Origin of the sequence: Spirosoma sp. 48-14 (genome assembly GCF_001898575.1) — a bacterium.
Taxonomy (GTDB): Bacteria; Bacteroidota; Bacteroidia; order Cytophagales; family Spirosomataceae; genus Spirosoma.
On the sequence record NZ_MKUD01000081.1, the window covers coordinates 147,496 to 169,843 of the forward strand.

The following is a 22,348-nucleotide window of genomic DNA, read 5'->3' on the forward strand; positions in this document are numbered from 1 at the left end:
GTCAATTAACTATCAGTCAATCGGTTACATTGTCCATAATTTCGATCATCGAAATGGTCATGCTTCACTAACGTTCCCAGCAAAGTACAAAATTACCTTTGCATACTCGCATTTCACCTCGCCGACTTGGCGGAACGATTGGCATAAAAACTATAAATATCTGAATATTATGCGACAAAAACTTTTACTCTACTGCGTTGTTTTTTGGGGATGGTTTTCGCCCCTGCTGGCGCAGCCAACCCCACCTTCCAGCCCAACAGATGACCGAACTGTTTCGGGCACTATTACCGACGAAAAAGGCAGCACCCTACCGGGCGTTAGCGTCATTCTCAAAGGAACCCAGCGCGGAACCGTTACGGATGGCAAAGGTACGTTCCAACTGGCAGTTCCGGTCAAAGGCGCGGTATTGGTCGTCAGCTTTGTTGGCTACCTGGGTCAGGAAGTGGCCGTTGGAGGCCGAAGTACCATCAATATCCAACTGGCCCCCGATACGAAAGCCCTTGAGGAAGTGGTTGTGGTAGGCTACGGTACGCAACGAAAGATCGAAACCACGGGCGCTATTGCCTCGGTAAAAGCTGCCGATCTGCTGCAAACGCCCATAGCCAACGTAGCGCAGGGACTACAGGCACGCGTGGCGGGCGTCCAGATCACGCAGAATTCGGGCGCACCAGGGGGTAATGTCAGTGTCCGGATTCGGGGGACGAACTCGATCAACGGCAGTTCGGAACCGCTATACGTCATCGACGGCATTCAGATTTCCAATAGCGGTGGTATCACGGATGTTAGTCCACTTTCGCAAATCAATCCAAATGACATTGAATCGATTGAAGTTCTGAAAGATGCTTCATCGACCGCCATCTATGGGGCACGGGCCGCCAATGGTGTGGTGCTGATTACGACCAAGCGAGGAAAAGACGGGGCTACGCGGGTTAGCTATGATGGCTACGGTGGCGTACAACAGGTAAATAAAACACTCGATGTTCTGAACGCCCAGCAGTTTGCGCAACTCGAGAATGAAGTCTACAAGCGGGCAATTTATGCTGACCCGTCTACGCTGGGACAGGGCACCAACTGGCAGGACCTGATCTTCCGAAAAGCGGCTATGCAAAGTCATCAGCTTTCGGTATCGGGCGGTAATCAAAAAACGCAACTGGCGCTCTCGCTGAACTATTTCAACCAGGACGGTATCATCAAAAACTCCAATTTTACCCGCTACTCGTTTCGCTCCAACATCGACCATCGGCTAAGCGACCGGGTGAAGGTAGGCACCAGTTTATACTACGGCTATTCGGTCAATAAAGGAGTAAGTGTAGGCGGTACCAGTTCCGATGTTACCAGCAGCCGGGCTGGGGTGCTGGGCGCTGCGGTAGCGGCTCCTCCCACGCTGACGCCCTACCGACCCGATGGCAGTGTATTTCCGTTTCAGGATCAGATGAACGGGCAATATCAGGAGGTAACCAATCCGCTGAACTTTATTACGCCCATCAACCGGCAAACGACCCAACGGATTCTGGCCAATGTATACGTCGACTTTACGCTGTTCAAAGGGTTTACGTACCGGCCTAGTTTCAACGCCGATCTGGGTAATAGCTTATCCGAATACTACTCCCCCCTGTCGCTACTGAGTCAGTCGCAGCTGGCATCGGGCGGAGGGAATGCCAGCAATGTAAGCGGCTATAGCCGTACACTACTGCACGAAAGCATCTTTACCTACCGCACCCGGATTGCCGAGCACCATTCCATTACGGCCACGGCGGTACTGGCTACGCAGGCCAATGTTAATCAGAGCTATACGCAAACAGCATCGAATTTCCCGAACGACGTTACCGAGAATAATTCGGTTGGACTGGCCGTAAATCAGCGCATCAGCAGCGACAAGAGCAAATCCCGGCTCGACTCATACCTGGGACGCATCAACTACGGGTATAAAGACAGATATTTTCTGGATCTGACCGCCCGCGCCGATGGATCGAGCAAGTTTGGTGAGAACAATAAGTATGGATTTTTCCCGGCGGTAGCGGGTGCCTGGCGGATTATCGAAGAGCCGTTTATGAAGTCGGTTTCGGTGGTTTCTGACCTGAAACTGCGCGGAAGCTGGGGCATCACCGGAAATGCAGGGGCCATTGACCCCTACCAATCGCTGGCAACGGTAAGTGCATCAGGGCTAAACTATAATTACAACCACGTTCCGGTTACGGGCATCAATCCAAGCGCCATTCCGAACCCGGACCTGAAGTGGGAGCGCTCTACGCAGGTCGATATTGGGTTAGACATCAGCCTGTTCCGCAACCGCCTGTCGCTGGTAGCCGACTACTACAACAAACGAACCGACAACCTGCTGTTCCAGAAAGTACTGCCTATGTCGTCGGGTTATACGGCATTGACGGGTAATTTCGGTTCGATCCAAAATAAGGGGCTGGAACTGGCCGTCAACGGGCGAATTCTCCCAGGAGGTGGCCGGGGACTTCAATGGGATGCATCGGCCAACATTACCTTCAATAAAAACGAAGTACTGGCCCTCGACGGCGTTATCGATGAGTTACCTCGCTCGGCCTTTGCTCTGCTCAAAGTCGGTTATCCGATGGGGCTTTACCGGACCTATGTATTCGATGGCATCAGCCAGACTGGCGAGACAATTTTATCAGGTTACGACGGACGCATCGGCGGTCATAAGCTCAAAGATCTCAACGGCGATGGGACCATTACAGCCGCCGATCAGGCCATTGTTGGCAATGCTCAGCCGAAATACATTTTTGGTTTCTCATCATCGCTTCGTTATCGCGGTTTCGATCTGAATCTGTTCGTGCAGGGCGTACAGGGTAACAAGCTTATGAACCTGTTCCGCTATACATTCGAAACGGCACTCGGTCAGCAAAACGTACTGGCGGGGCTCGTCAATCGCTGGTCGCCCTCCAATCCAAGCAACGAATACGCGAGTGGTTTTCAGGGTGGGCGGTTACCCCTATCGGATCGGTATGTAGAGGATGCGTCGTTCGTGCGGCTGAAGAATATCTCACTGGGGTATACCCTTCCCAAGATCAAAGGCATCAGCCAGATACGGGTGTATGTCAGCGCGAATAATGCACTCACGATCACTAAATACAGTGGTTTCGACCCTGAGGTCAACAACTTCGGCAATGCCACCACGCAGTTTATCGATAACGGTACATATCCCATTGCCCGGTCGTATCTGGGCGGGCTACAGGTCACTTTTTAAAGAGCGAAAGAGTGAATGAGCGAAAGAGCGAATGGCTGACGCTTTCACACTACTTCTATCACTCATTCACCCTTTCACTCTTTCACTCTTTCACTCTTTCACTCTTTTGTCTCCCATGAAAAAAACACTCCTGCTGCTGATGGCGTTGTCGGGCCTGACGGTTTCGTGCAGCAAACTGGATGAGTCGGTGTATTCGTCCATTTTTACGACAAACTTCTATAAGACCGCATCGGATGCCGAAGCTGGTATCGCGTCGGCTGCGGGCTCGCTCATCAATCTCTACGGTTTTCCGCTGGTGGCAGCCTCCGATTTTGCCGCCGACCAGGCGTATCCGCGTCCGGTAGTTGGGCGAAATACGATTACGCTGTTTACCTACGACCCCTATTTTACCGCTCAGCGTAATTCAGGGCGTCATGAAACGGAAGGACCGCAGGGCGTCTGGCGGTTTAGCTATAAGGGCATCGAAAATGCCAACTGGATCATCGAGAAAGTGCCTACGATTCAGATGGACGTCCAACGTCGAACCGAAATTGTAGCCGAAGCCTACGCTCTGCGCGGATTGTATCACTGGACACTGGCCAAGACCTTCAACGAAATACCGATCAAGACCAAAGCCAGTACCAGCGAAGCCGAAGCCCTCGTTCCGAAAAGCCCAAAGGCAGATATTTACAAGCAGATTTACGCTGATCTGGATCAGGCCATTGCTGGGCTTCCCTCTTATTCGACCAATCTGGTGAAGGGCCGTCCGTCGAAAGAAGCCATTCAGGGGCTGTATGCCAAAGTAGCATTGTATAACGAAGACTGGGCGAAGGCGTTGCAACTGGCGCAGGCCACCATCAGTTCGGGCAAGTATTCGCTCATGCCAAACGTGCTGGACGTGTTCGATGTCGACAAAGAAGATGCCGCTCGTATTGAGAATATGTGGGCTGTGGAAGCCGACCGCGTAACCCCCAGCCGCTGGCTAACAGTGATGGGTATTGCCGGTCCCCGAAACAGCAGCGGCCCTGATTACGCCAAAGTATCTTATGGCTCCTGGTTTGCCTATCAGGCATTCTTTGATTCCTTCGATCCCAAAGACAAACGTCGTCAGTTGCTCGACACGACTTACCGCGATGTATCGGGGGCCATTGTCCGCCAGAAAGATATTACGCCTATCACGCCGAAAGGGGTGCTGATCCGCAAATACCGCGATCCGAATTCGATTGGCGAAGCGAATAACTGCAACTTCCCGATCATCCGTCTGGCCGATGTATACCTGATTGCCGCTGAAGCCGAAGCCCGTCAAAATGGTCCGACTGCGCTTGCTTACACTTATATCAACACCATTCGTAAACGGGCCGGGCTGAATGATCTGACGCCGGGACTGAGCAAAGATGCGTTTATCGATGCGGTGCTTCAGGAGCGTTCATGGGAGCTGTTTGCCGAAGCTGACCGCTGGTTCGATCTAACACGCACCAATACCTTCCTGACGGTGATTCCGAAAGCGGTTAATGATGTATACCCAACACGTACCCCACAGGCGAAAAACCGATACTATCCTATTCCACTAGAAGAAATCCAGGCTAATCCAAAACTTACGCAAAGTCCCGGCTGGGAATAATTTTTTGACAGGATTTACAGGATGAACAGGATTAAACGTTTCTGCTCAGATCAACAAACGGCCGCTTGACGTCAAAAAAGCCATTGGAGCAACGTTTAATCCTGTTCATCCTGTAAATCCTGTCCGAAGAACCATTAACGCAATGAAAAAATATATTCTTTCTGCCTATTTCGTCGGCTTGTTCTTTATGCGCAGCCAGGTATCCGTCGCGCAATCGAAACCATTGCCTTCTTACAGCGGTATTTATCCGCACCTGGCCATGTATAACAACGAAGGCGAATGTGGCACGGGTGCTGTGGTGCCCTGGGCCGGTAAACTCTGGGTCGTTACTTATGGTCCTCACCTACCCTTCGGCTCGTCGGACAAACTGTACGAAATAACGTCGGACTTAAAACAGATTGTGCGACCCGAAAGCATTGGTGGTACACCCGCCAACCGCATGATTCATCCCGAAAGTAACCAGTTGTTCATTGGTCCTTATGCCATCGATAGCAAAGCACACGTACGGACAATTCCCTACAAAATTATGCAGGGACGCCACACCGGAAACGCTCGCCATCTGACCGACCCGAAAGGAAAAATCTATTACGGCACCATGGAGGAAGGGTTTTACGAAGTCGACGTGAATACCTTAACGCCTACAATGCTTTACGAAGACAACAACGTCAAAAACCCGAAAGTATCGGACGAGTCGAACAATCATCATTCGAACCTGCTACCGGGTGCTCATGGTAAAGGCGTTTATTCGGGCCAGGGCGTTATGGTCTACTCCAACAATGGCGAGCCGGGCCCCCAGGCATTGGTTCAATTCGATATTCCAGCCGGATCGCTTTCGGAATGGAACGGCAAAGACTGGACGGTTGTCCGCCGAAACCAGTTTGTGGAAGTGACCGGCCCCGGTGGCATCTATGGGAATAAGAATCCAGAAACCGACCCTATCTGGGCTACGGGCTGGGATCATAAATCGGTTCTACTGGGCGTTCGGGAGAAGGCAACGGGCTGGCATTTTTACCGACTCCCCAAAGCCAGTCATAGTTACGATGGTGCCCACGGCTGGAACACCGAATGGCCCCGCATTCGGGACATCGGCACCAATCAGCAACCCGACTATCTGATGACCATGCACGGTATGTTCTGGCGGTTTCCGGGTTCATTCTCCGCGTCGAATACGGTCGGCATTCGTCCCCGGTCGGCCTACCTGAAAGTGATTGGGGATTTCGCTCGCTGGAACAATCGACTGGTATTTGGTTGCGACGATTCGGCTCAAAAAGAGTTTTTAAATAAGCGAAAAGCCAAAGGCAATATCGAAGGGCCGGGCCAGTCGAACTCAAATCTGTGGTTTACGCCCCTAACCTTACCCGACCAGCTCGGCCCCAATACGGCCGAAGGAGCCGTCTGGCAAAACGAAGCCGTTAACGCCAACGAACCCTCTGAGCCGTTCCTATTTGCTGGTTGGGCCAATCGGTCAGTATGGTTACAGAACAACGGCAACGCTGCGTTAACAATCACTTTTGAGATCGATAAAGCCGGTAATGGCAACTGGACCCCGCTGCAAACAACCACCGTCGGTGCCAATAATGCAGCCCACTTGGCCTTTGCCGCCAATACACCCGGCGAATGGATTCGGCTGAAATCCGATAAAAACGCGACACTGTCGGCCCAGTTTTTTTATGCCGCCAGCGACACCCGCAGCGCAGCGATCAGCCCGATATTTACCGGATTAACGAACATCAACTCAGCCACGACTACGGGCGGATTGCTGTACGGATTAGGCAAGAATCGGCGGTCGCTCGGCTTGGCAGCTCGTTCTTACGCAAACGGCCAATCTAGCAATATCGGCTATTACGAACTGAATGCGGCTATGCAACTGGTTCGGAAAGATGACCCGGATATGCAGTCGTTTATCAACACTAAATTCGCGATTCCTCAAAAAGCCGTAACCATCGACGAAGCCAGTGTATTAGTCGTTGATGACAAAGGTCGTCGTTGGCGGCTCCCTTTAGGCAACAATGCGTATACCGATCTAACCAATCAGGCAACCCTACGCATTTGTCGGGAAGTAGCGACCGAACGCGACCTGTTCAACTGTCACGGCACGTTTTATGAACTTCCCGCCGAAAATGCTGACGGTTACGCCAAAATTCGACCCATTTCGTCGCATAAACTGCGCATCAATGACTACGCATCGTACCGGGGTCTACTTATTCTGACCGGAATTGATCGTTCATCAGTGACTAAAAACGAGCACATTGTGGTGTCGGACGATAAAAAAGCGACCATTTGGGCGGGCGCTATCGACGATCTGTGGAAATTGGGAAAACCAATCGGTCACGGTGGTCCCTGGAAAAATACCAAAGTCACTGCCAATGAAGCCTCTGATCCTTATCTGATTGGTTTCTACGATCAGCGGTCTTTGCAACTTTCGCACAAAGCGACATCGCCTGTTACGTTCACCATCGAAGCCGACCCAACGGGCAATGGTATCTGGATGAGCTATAAAACGATCACCGTTTCGCCGGATAAACCGATTAGTTACGAGTTTCCGAAAGACTTTCAGGCTCGCTGGGTACGCTTCAAAACCGACAAAGCTTGTGAGGCATCAGCTTTGTTGGAGTACAAATAGAACGCCGATTTTTATGATTTGCACAGATCATAATGAATCATATAAATCATAACAATCCGTGTTCTATTAGCCGCAGCAGAAAAAAAATATGAAAAATAAGCTCAATCCTGTTTCAAGACACACAATAAAACAGTGATAGCAGCGTTTTTATGTTGTTCGTCGCTTCGCAAGCCCTGGTATTTCTTAATACCGGGGCTTTTTGTTGGTTTCTACAGGATCAATTAGTGCAGCGAAATCATCGCCATGCTTTGCGAAACCAACTCACCCATCGTCTGGCAGCGGAGAAAATCAGCGTGACGATAATGGTTTGATAAAGATTGGCGAAGGCTAAGGACATTGTTCACTGGCGCAATCTCATCCTGCCGCATCACTTCCATCAGGTCATGCAGCCGGACAGTTTCGGCCCGAATCCGGCTGGCAATCAACGCCCGTTCTTCTATCTGATATTGACGGACACTTTCGGGGGTCATGTAGCGCAACCCAAGCTCAATGATCGGCTGATTCTGTTTGTAATACTGTGGCATATATACCGATTTGCGCCCTTCGTACGATTGCTGATCGAAGTCGATGGCCCGGATTCGGTAATATACCTCATCAAAATCGGGCGTTATATCAACCACAAAATTGCTGGAATGCATATCACCCAAGAGTCGGACAAAACACCGTTCGTTGAACTTGACGAACTCTTTACAAAGCCGAATCGGATTCAGGGCGGGGTCATGGAGCTGGTTATCGAAAAACATATCGCCCGGAATACCGGCAATATGTTCTTCCACCAGCGTTTGGCCGCTGGTCATATAATTGATGCGATTGGGCGACAGAATATGCTCTAACTCAAGCCCATAAACGCGTGATGCATCGGCCCGTTTGATGTAAAAGTAATCGAAGTTGTCGTTGACCAGATTCCGAATCCGAACGCGAAATGGCTTTGTGTTGCCATACAGGCACAGATCGACGCGGTCGATGGTCAGGTGCCGGGTGATCGACAAATCGCCATCGGCTTTCAACAACGCATAGATTGCCTTCAGCGAGAGCTGCATTTCATCAGCTTCTGCTGCCGCAAAGAAAACCGTTTCCCAGAGCGTATCGCGTTCACGTTTGTCAAACAGCGTAATCGAGCTGCTGTAACGCAACAAATCCTCATACTGAGTGGGTAGTGTCAGTTCGCGGTCGTATTGGAGCAAGTACGATTGAAGTGGCTTGCGAATGGGGTAAATAAGTTTCTTTCTGGATATGACAGGCATAAGCAGTAAGCCAATGGAGACCGGAACAAGGTAGCCTTAATCAGCCCATTGGGCGACCGAATATACCACAATCCGTTGGTTCAGCACGATAGCATCTGTTTCCGATACTGAGCTGGCGACAGGCCCGTTTCCCGGCGAAACAATCGCATAAAATACGTCATGTTGTTGAAGCCGCACGCCAGACTAATATCGGCCAGGCAACGATCCGTTGTTCGTAGCAATCTGGAAGCCAGGGCAATACGCTGTTGATTGATATAATCAATAGGCGTCAGACCGAATGTTTGCTTGAACGTCCGGTAGAAGTTAGGCTCACTCATGCAGGCTTCATCGGCCAGTTCCTTAATATGAAGGTTTCGATGCAGGTTTCTGGCAATATATTGCGCTACGTGCGCCAGCCGGTTGGTATTGATCTGTAATGTATCTGGGCTCAACAGCAGCGTACGCGCCTGCGTCTGCATCAGCCGGACCACCAGTTCCTGCAAAACTAGGTTGGCAAATACGTCTTTCGCCTTGTTGTTTTCGGTGAAAATATAAATCAGTCGGGCAATGAGCTGATGAATCGGTTCATCGTTGGTCAAAAAGAAATTCGTATGGCCAAACTGCCAGCCTTGGGGGCTATCGATCAGTGGAACGCGCTCGTTGAGCAGATTCGTCACCTGACGTATTTTGTCAGAGTCGATCGCCAGCGCCAGACACTGGGTTGGGTTGTCGGTTTCGGCCTCAGGGAAATCAATCCGCATCGTTTCCAGCCCCGGCACAATAACCGACTCACCAGGCAGGAAATCAAAGGAAGGTGTACCCGGCAAGTGCATCACTTTTTTCCCCCGAATCATGCTAGCCAGAACCGGACTGTTAAATGTCAGTTCAACTTTTTCGGCCACATGGTGCGTCTCATAAATATTCAGTTCGGCCGTATCGATGGTGTAGGCAGTTCGGTTTTCGACCTCCTGTTCCAGACGACGGGACTGCAAATGACGGGAAATATCCAACGATGAAGCCTGTACGTTTTTCATGGTCATGATCGGGGATACCTAACGTATCCAATCAACATATATAACTAGTCTATTCGCCGACAACGTGTTAGGCAACACAAAGTATAGCTTTTTTGTTGACAATCCCATTGGTTTTGCCCTATTTCTTATCGGTATTAATACAATTTCACAGTTACCTGGGTCCGATTTCCCATACGCCAATCCTACGCTGGATGTTTCAACAAAGAAGTCTGGAAAACTTTATACTGAACCTGTTTAAACTTATACCGCAATAACATTTTGTCATCCCGAGGAACGAGGGATCTTCGGTGACTGGCTATTCAACGGCTTACCCGAAGATCCCTCGTTCCTCGGGATGACAAAAACACACCGATCGAGAAGCAACTTTGTAAAGTTTAAACAGGTTCACTGATAAAAACGACAGTTCGCTCACAGCAACGCAAATAAGATGGAATCGGTATCCTCACTGCCACCTTACGTTTGCCGAAGCCAATCTGCCCAGGATATAAATTGGGATGAGGTAGTAGCGATGCAAAGTCGTTACAGTGTCGTTTGCTGGCAACGACCTATATGGTTATTTGTAATTTTTCGGGCTAATCTGTCCTATAATGCAGTTATCATGTTTATACTGCTTATTGACCAAAATGATCGACTCAACGAACCAGATGAGCAATCCATTTTTTAAGGTTACCCAGGCGCTATTAACGATGGCAGTAAAGTGCAGCCTTGGCCAGCATGAACAGCACCCAAAAAATTAGCCAATAATTTCTTGTATTCTTTTCCGAGTCACTACTCGCCCGAGGAGCACCGGGGCTGAGGTGATAATTATCCCGGTAAATGGCGTAGTTATTTTTAATCGTTTTCTTGAGATCTTCATCGCACTTGATCCGCACAAGCTGATGGGTGATTTCGTACACAAAATGCCGCTGGGTATGTTGAACCGCAACCGTATAATTAACCGCATTGACACACACTTCATTTACAATTCCCCAGAAAGTATATTCCGGTAAACTGTTCAGAAAATCTGCCCAATCGTCGTATACGATAAACCCAAAGGCGGCCGAATCCCGTGCAGGACTAGGCCGTTCGATGGCTACTTCCAACGCTACGGCAACCTCGTGAATCTGCCCATAAATCATACCCAGGATACTATCCTGATAGTGGCTCGGCAAAGCAAATGCAACCGCGAGTGGTTCTCTGGCCTGACTAAACAGATGATTTTTAAGCAGCCAGAAACAGTGTTCCTGCAAGGCAGCAGACAGCGTTTGCTGCCAAAATTCGGTTTGATCGCCCCCCCACCGTTTCTCGCTTATAGCTTTGGCTGGAAACACCTCTTCCGTTGGTCGTTCGAGCCAGGCCAGTAAGGGCTTATTCTGAAAAATAAGGATATGCTCGCCCAGGTTCGATACCTCTTTCAATTGATCGATTGTCTTTAAGGCATCATCTTTGGTATACTGTCTGTCGCCTACCGTAATAGTATAGTTTGGAGTCAGGTTGAATTCGGCCAGCAGTTTTTTCCGTAACTGGCCTAGCGACGATGGAGTCAGTTCGCTGGGCACTAACTGCAATCCATCTAACAAGTGTAAAGGCGATTGGTAAGCCATAGTTGTAAGATCAGCCCAGGCCGGTACCTTTAATTCTGGTTTCGATCACTTCCGTATTCTTAGCCAGCCCCAGCAAATTCAGAAACACCCCTCTAAGCTCATCGTAGTTCTGCCGATCCAGCGCTTTTTCGCCCCGTTTGATTTCAGCCTGCGCCCGCTGATAATCTGTAAATTCCTGCGGAGACAAACCAGCATAGATGTGAAAGAAATAAGCCAGCAAGGTTGGCGTGTACAGGACCGTATTATGGTATACCCGACGGCAATGGGCATACTGGCTTTCCACGCGAAAGTAATTATTTCCGCGCATAGCCTCCGGCTCATTGTCTTTCAATTGCTGAATCTCCTCACGCTGCTTTGGGGGTATCTCCTGCAACGTATGAGCCCAGTTTTGCAACGACTCCATCAGGCCATAATACCGTTCTTTGGTTCGGATAACCCGGTTACTTACCGGCCCAGTAGTGTATAACTGCCGGGCCAGTTTGCGCTTGGCTTCATCGAGCTGGTATTTTTCGTCGGTCAACGTATCTGGTTGTGCCTGTCTGGCCTGCTCATACAATTTACGGGCTCTATCCACCAATTCCTGAAGTTGAGCAGCTGTTTCGTATTCCTCATTTTGCAGGGCTTTCTGCAGGTCGAAATCAAGCTGACCACGTAGCTCCTGTATCTCGTCGCGCAATTTGGTAAGGCTCACATACCGTTGGGTCGGGCTAAATACCTCATCAATTTGCTGATCGGTCATGCTCAAATGTACGCTTACCGACACATCCCGCGACTCGCTCATGTCGATCTTGAGTTCCACATCCGAACCTTTTATCAGATCGGCTGGCAGATCGGTAGCCCGCACTTCAATGACGCCAATATTCTTGTTGGTACTTGGGTGCTGGGTGGCATCTCCTTCGAGCAGGTTGATAATGAGGCTTTCGTCCGAGCCTTTCCGAATCGTCCGGCTCATTTCCCGATAAATAGTTTTGGTAAGCGGCAGTACACTGTTTCGGCTAAAAATCAATTCGCAACGGGTCGCATTATTCATCAGATCATCAACTTCAATACAGATATCTTCCGGTAGCGGCTGACCATACAGGCTGAACAACCCGTGTGTAATTGAGACGGGTTCAACCTGTACAGGAACAGGATTATTATAGCCATCATATACGCTGATCGTGAATGTATTGACCCGGTTTGGTAGCAGTCCGACAAACTCACCAAAGCGAGCTGTAAGCGGTCGAAGCGTTGTATCGAACCCACCATCGGCCCGAGTGATGCGATAAAACAGTTCTTCAATTACCCCATCTGCACTGGCCGAGATGTATTCTTCCAGGTCTTTGGTGGTTTTGTTATAGCCAGTTTGTATCTGAATCGCCGGTGCAGAAGCGATCCGTTCAGGCTTTGGTTGAGCTGGTTGCCGGACCGGGGTGTTACCTGCAAAATAAGCCGCCCCAACAGCCACGGCCGTTGTTGGGTCAGCATCGGTATTAACTGTCAAGCCAGTACGTTCAGCCAGTGTGGCCCGAACGTAGGGTATATAGGTGCTCCCTCCGATCAGCACGATTTCAGAAATATCGGCCGTACTCAGGTTATTCCGCGCCATAATCGTTTCCAGCATGCTGACTGTATCATCGATTCGCTCACGGATAACCGCATTGAACTGGTCACGATCAACCGGTATCAGCAAATCAAGTTCATCGCCCTCATCGGTTTCAAACGTTACTTCAATCTCGGTTGAGAGCCGGGTTGTGAGCTCTTTTTTAGCCTCCTCGGCTTTCAGCAGTAGCACATAATAGAGTTTCTCGTAACGAGCCTTGTGCGTGAGCAACTGGCTCGCGAGATCCATCTGCCCCGTCTGCCGGATTAGTTCGGGCACGAGTACTTCCATAACCAGCGAATGATCGAAATCGACCCCGCCCAGGTAGTTATTTCCCTGGTGGTCCAGCACCCGCATCTCGTTATCTTCAATGCCAATCAGGGCGACATCGAATGTGCCACCGCCGAGGTCATACACCAGCCATTTTCCAGACTCTTTCTCCAGTGTATGCCTGTTAAAGTAGGCCAGCGAAGCCGCAATCGGTTCCTGCAGCAACACCACTTCCCGAAAGCCTGCCTCCAAGCCTGCCTGTTTGGTGGCATTGCTCTGAACGGTGTCGAAACTGGCGGGTATAGTAATGACAACACTTTCGGGAATTTCGCCCGTGTGAATAAAATTTTTGAGCTCTTTCAGCACCAGCGCAGAAAGGTCAATGGGCGCGATCGTTTCCTGTCGCGATGGAACCGAAAACGTTTCAGTCGTTCCCATTTTTCGTTTAAAGCTGGAGAATACGTTGAGCGGGTCTTTCAGGAGCCATTCCCGCGCTTTATCGCCTACCCATATACGCTCTTTACGAAAAGCAACACAACTGGGTAATGTTTCTTTCAGGCCGACAGGGTTTTTGAACACTTCCGCCTGAGATCCTGTAAACCGGGCAATCAGCGAATTGGTTGTTCCCAGATCGATACCAAAATTGATGGTCTGCATAAACAGTGGATTTATACACGCTCAACAATAACGATACCAGCCTGCACAATCTGGCCATGCTGACTAACAATCGGCTTAATTACTTGCGTAATCGTCAGATTACCCATCGATTCACCAGCAACACTGGCTTCAACGTCGGTTCGGGTTTCGGTGTAGCGTTCGCCTTCGGGGCTATGGAATGTGGTGCCTAGTTCGGCCAGCGACTGCCGTATACGCTGTATATGCCGCAGGTATCCACTCCCCGAATGGCCTTCTTTCTGCACTTTTTTTTCGAGCGCGTGTACCTGATTGGCAATATCAATAAGGGGTTGCATGAAGTACTAACTACCTGTTGAAACCGCAAGTTAAAAAGAATTGACTTACAGCCTACATGTCGCCTGTTTGTATAATCAGGTACCTTAACACACCGGATGAGTTTTTCCTGATTCGTAAACTTACTTATTCGTTAAACTACAGAAGACCGTTTTTTCGTTATTCTGCCGTGTTGAACGATTAACCCAATCCGGTTATGCTTGTGAGAGTGGCTTTCTCCCTACCCATGTTTGTGTTAAGTACGGCTCTGTCGGGGTCATTACTTGCCCAAATCCCTTCTTCTGGTTCCTTTATATGCAGCTATACGGGTGGCAACGTCAATCCCGAAGTCGTTTGTTCACCTACTACGAATTCGAATGTACACGCCGAGCGCGTAGTCGACCGGATTCTAAAACCGATTGGCCTGATGCGCAATTTCAAGGTCATTGAATGCTCCAATACCTCCAACTGTTTTGCGACGGTTCTAAAAGGTCAACGGTTTATTGTGTACGATGGTGCATTCATGCAGGAAATTGAAGATGAAACCGAAACCGACTGGTCGGCCATCAGTATTATGGCGCATGAGATTGGCCATCATTTACAGGGTCATACCATCGACGGGCGGGGTGGACAGCCTCAGAAAGAGATCGAAGCCGATAAATTTTCGGGCTTTGTACTGCATCAATTAGGTGCATCGCTCGACGAATCGCTGGTAGCGGTACGAAAGCTGGGCAACGAACGGGCTACATCGACTCACCCTGCCAAACCCGAGCGGATTGACGCCATTCGTAAAGGCTGGCTGGAGGCCGAAGCCATGTATCCCAAAAGCCGGACACTTGTAAAAACCCCGGCAGCTATGGCCCCAAAACCGATTGCTACGAATGCCCCTGCGCCCACTTCCCGGCCGGTTGTGGCGCCCAAAGCGGCTCCACGAACAGCTGTCGGCTGCGTTTCGGGCGACTGCGAAGATGGAACGGGCGTATTCGTTTATCCTACAGGAGAACGCTATGCCGGTGAATTCGAAGATGGCGATAAACACGGCGAAGGCACCGAATACTACGCTGATGGGAAGGTAAAATACAAAGGTGGTTTTCGTGATAATCTGCGCTGTGATTATGGCGTCTACTTCTACCGAAACGGCGATAAATACGTCGGCTGGTTCCAGAAGAATGTACCCAACGGAAAAGGCACTTACCGTTTTGCTGATGGGGACCAAATTACAGGGAATTTCCGAAATGGCCAGCCCGTGCAATAACCGCGTTGATGCATAAAAACGTATAGAAAGAGGCTTCCTGCTATTGGCACTTGTCAATGACGGGAGGCCTCGTCTGCGTCATATGGTTTCAATTTTCCCTTAACCGGGCAACCAGGCTATAGAATAGACTCTACAAAACAGATTTGAAGTAGCGATAGTCAGCCCTCTTTCCAGGGCCATAGAGTCGTATAATAAATTTACGAAACCTTATTAGGCTTTTACCGTCTTTAGGTAGAAACAACAACCAGCTATGAACTTCTTATTGGAAAGTAACCGACGAAAATTTTGTCGTCATGATTTCGTTAACTCTATCAGACATAAACTTTTTTTTAGTGCAAAAACCCTTCATATGAGCTATATAAGTAGAATTTGGCATAATTATAGATTATATTTTCATTAATTAGACAATTTTATCATTAAATAGTTAAATATTTGTCCTTTTTACGAAAATCACCAATAAAATAAGCTATGGGTGCCGTAGTAAAACTATCCATAAAGAATGTAATCGACCTCTGGTTTGCAGAAGATACACCCATCCGTCAGTACAGAGCCCGGATGAATCCAAGATTGTGGGAAATGTGTCAGCAAGTCAGCACAGATTTTGTTGCTCCTTCGGGTCGGCAGTTGCCTGGTCAGTATCGCAAATCCGATAAAGTAGCGTTTGCGAAGCTCGTCCTGGACCGATTAGAAGACCGCGAAGCGCCTGTCGAAGACGATATGCTTGAGCTGACCTACTAAGGTCGATTTGTATCGAAATACTATAGGCTAATTCAGAAAACGTATAATTAGCCCGGTTGCGTAAGAGATTCATTACCTTACTGCGTTGGTATCTATTTGTAAATAAATCAGCCCATTTCGATAGTATAAATACACTATATCCTGCTCTAAATCGTAGTCATTACCAACCAATTAAGAGGCCTTTCCACTCATTTCCGCTTCAGTTTCGCTGGCTCAACTTCCTTCAACGTATAGGCTACCGCCTGCGACCTCGGTTCAGTGATCAGATGCATCCAATCGCTATATTGACGGGTAAATGAAGCCCCATAGTAGAATATCAGCGATGCATAAAAAATAAACAGAAGCACCAGTATAATAGCACCAGAATGGCCATACAAGGAACTTAGCTGACTATGAATCAGCAGCCGGCTTAATATACTCTCCCCTATTTTGAACAGAACGCTGGTAAAAGCCGCTCCCAGCCAAACGGCCTGCCAGGCCATGCGTATGTCGGGCAAAAACTTGAACAGAATAGCAAACCAGATCATACGAATCAGGACCGACGCAACTACATGGCCCAGGTCAGTCATGATCTGGTAATAACTCAAGGTAGAAAGCATCCAATCGGTACTAATCCGACCTAAAAACTGTTCCAGCGTAACCGATAGAGCGAAAAGGAAACCCGAACCAATGATTATGGTTAGCGCCACCAGTTTATTCCGCAGAAAATAAGCCAAGGGATGCTTTGTTCGACTTTTTACGTTCCAAAGCTGATCCAGCGAATTTTTGACAATTGCAAACAGGGTTGTCGATGCCAGCAACACTAAAAAAACACTGAGTACAGTTAACGAACTACTCGGTTTGGGTTGCTGCAAGCGATGCGAAATTACTTCCAGTTGACGGGCCCCTTTGGGTCCAAACAAATCAGCCAGTTCGTCGAATAGCTGTCCGCTTACCCCCTGCGCCTGCTCACCGAGAAAAGGACTCAATAATGTACTCAGGATGATGACGATGGGAGGAAGCGCGAAAAAAGAAAAAAAAGCCGTGGCACCTGCCATTCGGATCGGATCGTTGGCCTGCAGGTGCGTAAGAGCGCTTTTCAGAAGCTGGAAAATCGGTACGACTTTTTTCAAGCGGCAAGCAGATAATGATCTCAGCAGAAATAACCTCAAGAGCCTGAATAAGGTTTTATAACACTCATACACTAAGCAACTCTAAAGCAATACATTAGGACGCTTGCTTAATGCATTATCAACAAAAAGCCCGGCATACCATTGGTACACCGGGCTTTGCCTAAACAATTTATGGGTTAGTCTGGAGAAGTAATGATTAAGACGAAAACCCAATTAACAAGTAACAGCTAACCCTATACAATGTATACTCTGCTTCTCAATCGTTATAACCAGCGGCTGATAAACTCCCCAAATGTATCTTTATATTGATCGCTCACTGGAATAGTTGTCGGGCCGATCTGTACCGAATTTCGGGTGACAGCGTTGATACGGTCCAGAGCGACGATAAATGATCGATGGATTCGCATGAACTGCCGGGCCGGTAATTTTTCTTCCAGTGCCTTCAGGCTCGTTAACGATAACAGGGGCTTATCAGGCTCACTCTGCCGGTACACTTTCACATAATCCTTTAGGCCTTCGATATACAGAATATCGCTATACGAAACGCGTACCAACTGATACTCAACCTTTAAAAACAAGTAATCATCACCCGACTCGGCAACGACGGGTGCGGCAGGCGGTAGAACAATGGCCTTGTTTTCGGGCCGTTGTACGAGTTCGAAATACGTGCGGGCTTTACTCGAAGCCCGGAGAAATTCTTCGTAGTTAAACGGTTTAAGCAGGTAATCCAGCGCATCGACCCGAAAGCCATCGAGGGCAAATTGATCGAAAGCCGTAGTAAAAATTATTCGGGTCGTTTGCGGCCCCCGATTGCTACGCTCCAGCACCCGCGCCAGTTCCAGCCCAGTCAGATCGGGCATCTGAATATCCAGAAAAATAACATCGACCGGGTGCTGCAAAAGGTATTGCAAGGCCTGAACAGCACTACTAAAACGGCCTGACAAGGCCAGAAATGGCGTTTTTTCAATGAAAGCACAGACTAACCCCAAGGCCAGCGGTTCATCATCGACAGCGATGCAGGAAAGCGTCATGCCAGATTCAGTGTTAGTTGTACATGATATTCGCCAGCTACCGTATGCTCGTTGATATAGAGTGTGTACTGGCCTGGATAGAGCAGGTCGAGCCGACGACGGGTATTGACCAATCCGATTCCATTACCCACTTCGAGTGAAGTCGATTTCTGGGTAAATAATGTATTTCGGACATCCATCCGCAACTGATGATCCTGCTGCTGTACACTGATTCGAATCCAGCTTGGCTCCAGTGTGCTTACCCCATGTTTAAACGCGTTTTCCACAAACGGCAGAAACAGCATCGGCGCAATCGACTGATCACGTAAAGGCGAAGGTGTATCAAGCGTAACCGTCACTTTGTCTGTAAGCCGAAGCTCCATCAATTGAATATAATCGCTCAGAAAATTCATCTCCTTACTAAGCAGCGTCGTTCCCGACTGCGTTTCATACAACACATAACGCATCATACGCGAGAGCCGATGCAGCGCTTCACGGGCTGTTTCAACGTCAATCAGCGTTAGTGCATAAATATTGTTCAGGGTGTTGAAAAAGAAGTGGGGGTTGATCTGTGCTTTTAAAAAGGAAAGTTCCGAAGTGGTTTTGGCCTGCTCCAGCGCCAGCCGAAGATTGGCATCCATCTGCCACTTCTGCAACAGTGTCATACTGGTACTGATGCCTAGTATCAGCAGGATCGTAAAGAGGTTGGGCTGAATCCAGCCATAGTATTTTACCTTACCACCTCCATCAGGATGAAATGCCCGGTGAATCAGGATGGGCAGATTAAAACTCCACTCAATAAAAGCCAGGATGAGCATCAACACAATGATAATCCCGATGAGTGTAAACAAATAGCGACCTGTATGACCAGGCAGCAGGTATCGGGGCACAAACACATTGGCGTTCAGGTAGAAGACCCCAAACATCAGGACGAAAAAAATACTCTGCCGAATCCAGAATACATCCGGAAAATGAATCTCAGATGTAAATGACTGAAAGAACAACAAATAGCCCATCAGCCCCCAGCCCAGCACATGACTCAGCAACGGAACGTATCGACGAGAAAACAGCGCTTCACCCATAATTTGTAGTTTCTATAGATACTGCGGTTTCTATATGCCTGCCTATATACCTGACCAGTAGCAGAAACACCAGAGACAGCGCGGCTAAAGACACCTACAAGTTTAGAACAAAAGCGGAACAATGTATCCCTTAATCGTCACATTTACAGACTTTCCCGATAGTTCGGCCATTTTAACCGATGAAAAGCCTTCTTTACACACTTGGCTGGTCAGGCGGTCATTCATCGGCAGAAATGGACTTTCTGCCGACGTTTTACCAGTTTCGGTCTATTGTATTTTTTGAATTAAAACCGTCGCCATTGCTTTGCTTCGTCAACGATGACTTATACAACGATGAGAAAGCAATTCTGGCTACTATTTGTAACGCTTGGGGTATGGACGAGCTTCATCCAAATTACCCATGCACAGTTTGGTCCTCCGGGTGGAGGCCCTGGTGGCCCCGGCGGATTCAACCAGGACAGCCGCCGTCAGAAAACAGAGTTTACAGGCGTAACCGAAGAAACACCTAAAGGCAACGGAAAAATAAATGGTCTGCTGGTCGATTCCACGTCAGGTAAACCTGTCGAATTCGCAACCGTTGCCCTCATCAGCGTCAAAACGAACAAGCCTGTCGACGGAACGACGTCCGATGCCAAGGGTTCTTTTTCGATGACCAAACTGGCTCCGGGCGACTACCGGCTTCAATATTCTTTCATCGGCTATAAAAATCTGGACTCCAAACCCTTCACGATTGCGAAAGGCACCGAAATCAATATGGGCTCGGTACGTCTCTCGGCTGACATTCGTACCTTGAGTGAGGTAGTGGTTACGGGACAGGCGGCTTTGATTGAGGAAAAAGTAGATCGGCTGGTATTCAACGCTGATAAAGACATTGCCACAAAGGGCGGTGATGCGTCGGACGTTCTGAAACGTGTACCCATGCTGTCGGTCGATCTGGATGGAAACGTGAGTCTGCGGGGCAGTCAGAACATCCGGGTGCTGATCAACAATAAACCCTCCACCATCGTTGCGGCCAGCGTTGCCGATGCCTTGAAGCAACTTCCCGCCGACATGATTAAATCAGTAGAAGTCATCACCAGCCCATCGGCCAAGTACGATGCCGAAGGAGCCGCCGGGATTATCAACATCGTTACCAAAAAGAATACCCTACATGGCCTGACCCTGAACGTCGATGCCGGAGCCGGTTTGCGGGCTTCGAACCTCGGCCTGAATGGCTCGTATCGACAAGGCAAATTAGGTATTACACTGGGTGGGTTTGGCCGGGCCATGTATAACCGAGCCTCGTCGACCCTCGATCAGACGACATTAGTAGGTACGCAATACCAAAAAACCCATCAGGAAGGTACCGCTTTCGATAAACCACTTTTTGGTCAGTACAACCTTGGCTTCGATTACGACCTGACGAAGAATCAGTCGCTCTCGGCCAACGTCCGGTTTGGCACCCGGAACTTTGTCCAGCAGCAAACGCAGTTGACCAACTCATCCATTGGAGATTCGCTATTGAGCTTCACTAATCGGGATGTTAACCGGAAGGATTTGTCGAATTCAGTCGATATGAACCTCGACTATATTCGAACCTTCAAGCCCCAGCAGGAATTGTCCATTTCAACGCAGTACAGCCGCACAGGCCTGACCAACAATTTCTACGCCGATATTATGAACGATGCCAACGTACTGACGCGTCGCCAGCAGAATATCAACGATAATACCAATAAGGAACTAACCTTTCAGGTGGATTACCAGACCCCCATCAAAAAGAATCAGTTGCTGGAATTTGGCGCCAAAGCTATCATGCGTACGGTTGACAGCCGCTTCAAGTACCTGATTGGCGGTAGCACGGGCGAACTGGCTATTGACCCATCCAATCAATCGGGCTCACTGGCTTACAATCAGAACATAGGTGCTGGCTACATCTCGTATACGTACGTAACACCCAGCAAGTACACCTTCAAAATCGGGACGCGGTATGAATACACGGGCATTTCGGCCAAGGCGAATGAAAACACAACATTGGCTATTCCAAATTACAGCAATCTGGTCCCCAGCATCAACGTGTCGAAAAGCTTGAAAGGGGGCACCACCGTAAAGGCAGCGTATAACCGCCGGATTCAACGACCCGGCCTGCAACAGTTGAACCCCAATCCGAACGCAGCTAACCCCCAGATGATTCAGGTCGGCAACCCAACCCTAAGCCCCGAACTGACCGATAATGTGGAGCTAAGCCTGAGTTCGACGATCAAGAAAGTTTACCTGAACGCAGCTGTTTTTGGTCGGTTAACCAACAACGCCATTACGCAGATACGCATCCCGTCCGATTCGCTGGCGGGCGGTATCATCACCACTTTCCAGAATATCGGTGTTCAGCGCACGGTTGGGACCAATGTGTTCTTCAATGCCAACCTGACGTCGAAATGGAGTGTCAATGGCGGCCTGGACGGCTATTATATGTACATGCAGGGCTTAACGCCAGGAGCCGATGGCAAGTCAATCACTATCAGTAATTCGGGCATAAGCCTCGGTGGTCGGCTGATGAGCCAGTTGCAACTCGATAAAGGCTGGAGCGCTCAGGTGTTCAGTTTCTTCCGGGGGCCGAGTCCACAGTTGCAAGGAACAATGGGTAGTTTTTACATGTACTCGCTGGGCGTTCGGAAAGATCTGGCCAACAAGCGGGGTAGCATCGGGCTGGCAGCTGAGAACTTCGTTGGGGGTGGCGTAACTATGCGCACGACGTTGAACTCACCCCTGCTTTCGCAATCGAATGTTACGCATCTGTACAATTCCAATCTGAAAGTAACGTTTACGTATCGGATTGGTAAAATGACCTTCGAGCAGCCCCGTCGGAAAGCTCGCTCGGTCAACAACGATGATGTGAAAGGTGGTGAAGGCGGCAACGAAGGTGGTGGACAGCAACAACAGGCAGCCCCGGCCGGAGGTCAATCGGGAGGAGGGCGGCCTCGGTAAATTACCTGTTAAATCTACTTATACGCTGTGCGAATGATAATCAGATTCTGTAGATTACCGATCGTTACGGTTTCCTCTAAGCAACCTTTGCCTCCGTGGAGCCGTATGGT

The 22,348-nt window shown here is 49.1% G+C and carries 14 protein-coding genes; 6 read left to right on the plus strand and 8 right to left on the minus strand.

Going from position 1 to position 22,348, the window contains the following annotated elements:
• Nucleotides 1-169 precede the first annotated feature (169 nt).
• The 3 genes from BGO59_RS32775 to BGO59_RS32785 all read left to right on the plus strand — a co-directional run bounded on the left by BGO59_RS32775 (nt 170) and on the right by BGO59_RS32785 (nt 7,440).
• Nucleotides 170-3,217: a TonB-dependent receptor gene (locus tag BGO59_RS32775; protein WP_293691382.1), complete on the plus strand. Its 3,048-nt coding sequence runs from the start codon at nt 170-172 to the stop codon at nt 3,215-3,217.
• A 115-nt stretch (nt 3,218-3,332) separates the two neighbouring features.
• The gene (locus tag BGO59_RS32780) at nt 3,333-4,817 is read left to right on the plus strand and encodes a RagB/SusD family nutrient uptake outer membrane protein (protein WP_293691384.1); all 1,485 of its coding nucleotides are present in this window, start codon (nt 3,333-3,335) and stop codon (nt 4,815-4,817) included.
• Nucleotides 4,818-4,959: 142 nt separating this feature from the next.
• Complete coding sequence (locus tag BGO59_RS32785) at nt 4,960-7,440, plus strand: hypothetical protein (RefSeq protein WP_293691385.1); 2,481 nt, start codon at nt 4,960-4,962, stop codon at nt 7,438-7,440.
• A 221-nt stretch (nt 7,441-7,661) separates the two neighbouring features.
• On the opposite strand, the gene BGO59_RS32790 is transcribed toward BGO59_RS32785, so the two are convergent.
• The 5 genes from BGO59_RS32790 to BGO59_RS32810 all read right to left on the minus strand — a co-directional run bounded on the left by BGO59_RS32790 (nt 7,662) and on the right by BGO59_RS32810 (nt 14,103).
• The gene (locus BGO59_RS32790) at nt 7,662-8,684 is read right to left on the minus strand and encodes a hypothetical protein (RefSeq protein WP_293691386.1); all 1,023 of its coding nucleotides are present in this window, start codon (nt 8,682-8,684) and stop codon (nt 7,662-7,664) included.
• Nucleotides 8,685-8,764: 80 nt separating this feature from the next.
• Nucleotides 8,765-9,697 (minus strand): AraC family transcriptional regulator, encoded by a 933-nt coding sequence (locus BGO59_RS32795; protein ID WP_293691387.1) that lies wholly within the window; start codon nt 9,695-9,697, stop codon nt 8,765-8,767.
• Nucleotides 9,698-10,377: 680 nt separating this feature from the next.
• On the minus strand, nt 10,378-11,280 hold the full coding sequence (locus tag BGO59_RS32800) for a hypothetical protein (RefSeq protein ID WP_293691388.1): 903 nt from the start codon (nt 11,278-11,280) through the stop codon (nt 10,378-10,380).
• A 10-nt stretch (nt 11,281-11,290) separates the two neighbouring features.
• A complete protein-coding gene (locus tag BGO59_RS32805) occupies nt 11,291-13,789 on the minus strand; it encodes an Hsp70 family protein (protein WP_293691389.1) in 2,499 nt (832 codons plus the stop codon).
• An 11-nt stretch (nt 13,790-13,800) separates the two neighbouring features.
• Nucleotides 13,801-14,103, minus strand: a complete 303-nt coding sequence (locus tag BGO59_RS32810) for a hypothetical protein (protein WP_293691390.1) — start codon at nt 14,101-14,103, stop codon at nt 13,801-13,803.
• A 194-nt stretch (nt 14,104-14,297) separates the two neighbouring features.
• Here BGO59_RS32810 and BGO59_RS32815 point away from each other — a divergent pair, with 194 nt between their 5' ends.
• Both BGO59_RS32815 and BGO59_RS32820 read left to right on the plus strand, forming a co-directional pair.
• The gene (locus tag BGO59_RS32815) at nt 14,298-15,335 is read left to right on the plus strand and encodes a M48 family metalloprotease (RefSeq protein ID WP_293691391.1); all 1,038 of its coding nucleotides are present in this window, start codon (nt 14,298-14,300) and stop codon (nt 15,333-15,335) included.
• Between the two features lie 468 nt (nt 15,336-15,803).
• Entirely contained in the window at nt 15,804-16,073 is a 270-nt protein-coding gene (locus BGO59_RS32820; RefSeq protein ID WP_293691392.1) for a hypothetical protein, read from the plus strand.
• Nucleotides 16,074-16,261: 188 nt separating this feature from the next.
• Here the strand turns inward: BGO59_RS32820 and BGO59_RS32825 are convergent, their stop codons facing one another.
• The 3 genes from BGO59_RS32825 to BGO59_RS32835 all read right to left on the minus strand — a co-directional run bounded on the left by BGO59_RS32825 (nt 16,262) and on the right by BGO59_RS32835 (nt 19,277).
• Nucleotides 16,262-17,185 (minus strand): YihY/virulence factor BrkB family protein, encoded by a 924-nt coding sequence (locus BGO59_RS32825; RefSeq protein ID WP_293691393.1) that lies wholly within the window; start codon nt 17,183-17,185, stop codon nt 16,262-16,264.
• A 263-nt stretch (nt 17,186-17,448) separates the two neighbouring features.
• Nucleotides 17,449-18,216, minus strand: a complete 768-nt coding sequence (locus BGO59_RS32830; RefSeq protein ID WP_293691394.1) for a LytTR family DNA-binding domain-containing protein — start codon at nt 18,214-18,216, stop codon at nt 17,449-17,451.
• Entirely contained in the window at nt 18,213-19,277 is a 1,065-nt protein-coding gene (locus BGO59_RS32835; protein WP_293691395.1) for a sensor histidine kinase, read from the minus strand. Before BGO59_RS32835 ends, BGO59_RS32830 begins: the two co-directional genes overlap by 4 nt.
• 333 nt (nt 19,278-19,610) lie before the next feature.
• Between BGO59_RS32835 and BGO59_RS32840 the strand changes: the two genes are divergently transcribed.
• On the plus strand, nt 19,611-22,238 hold the full coding sequence (locus tag BGO59_RS32840) for a TonB-dependent receptor (protein WP_293691396.1): 2,628 nt from the start codon (nt 19,611-19,613) through the stop codon (nt 22,236-22,238).
• Nucleotides 22,239-22,348 lie beyond the last annotated feature (110 nt).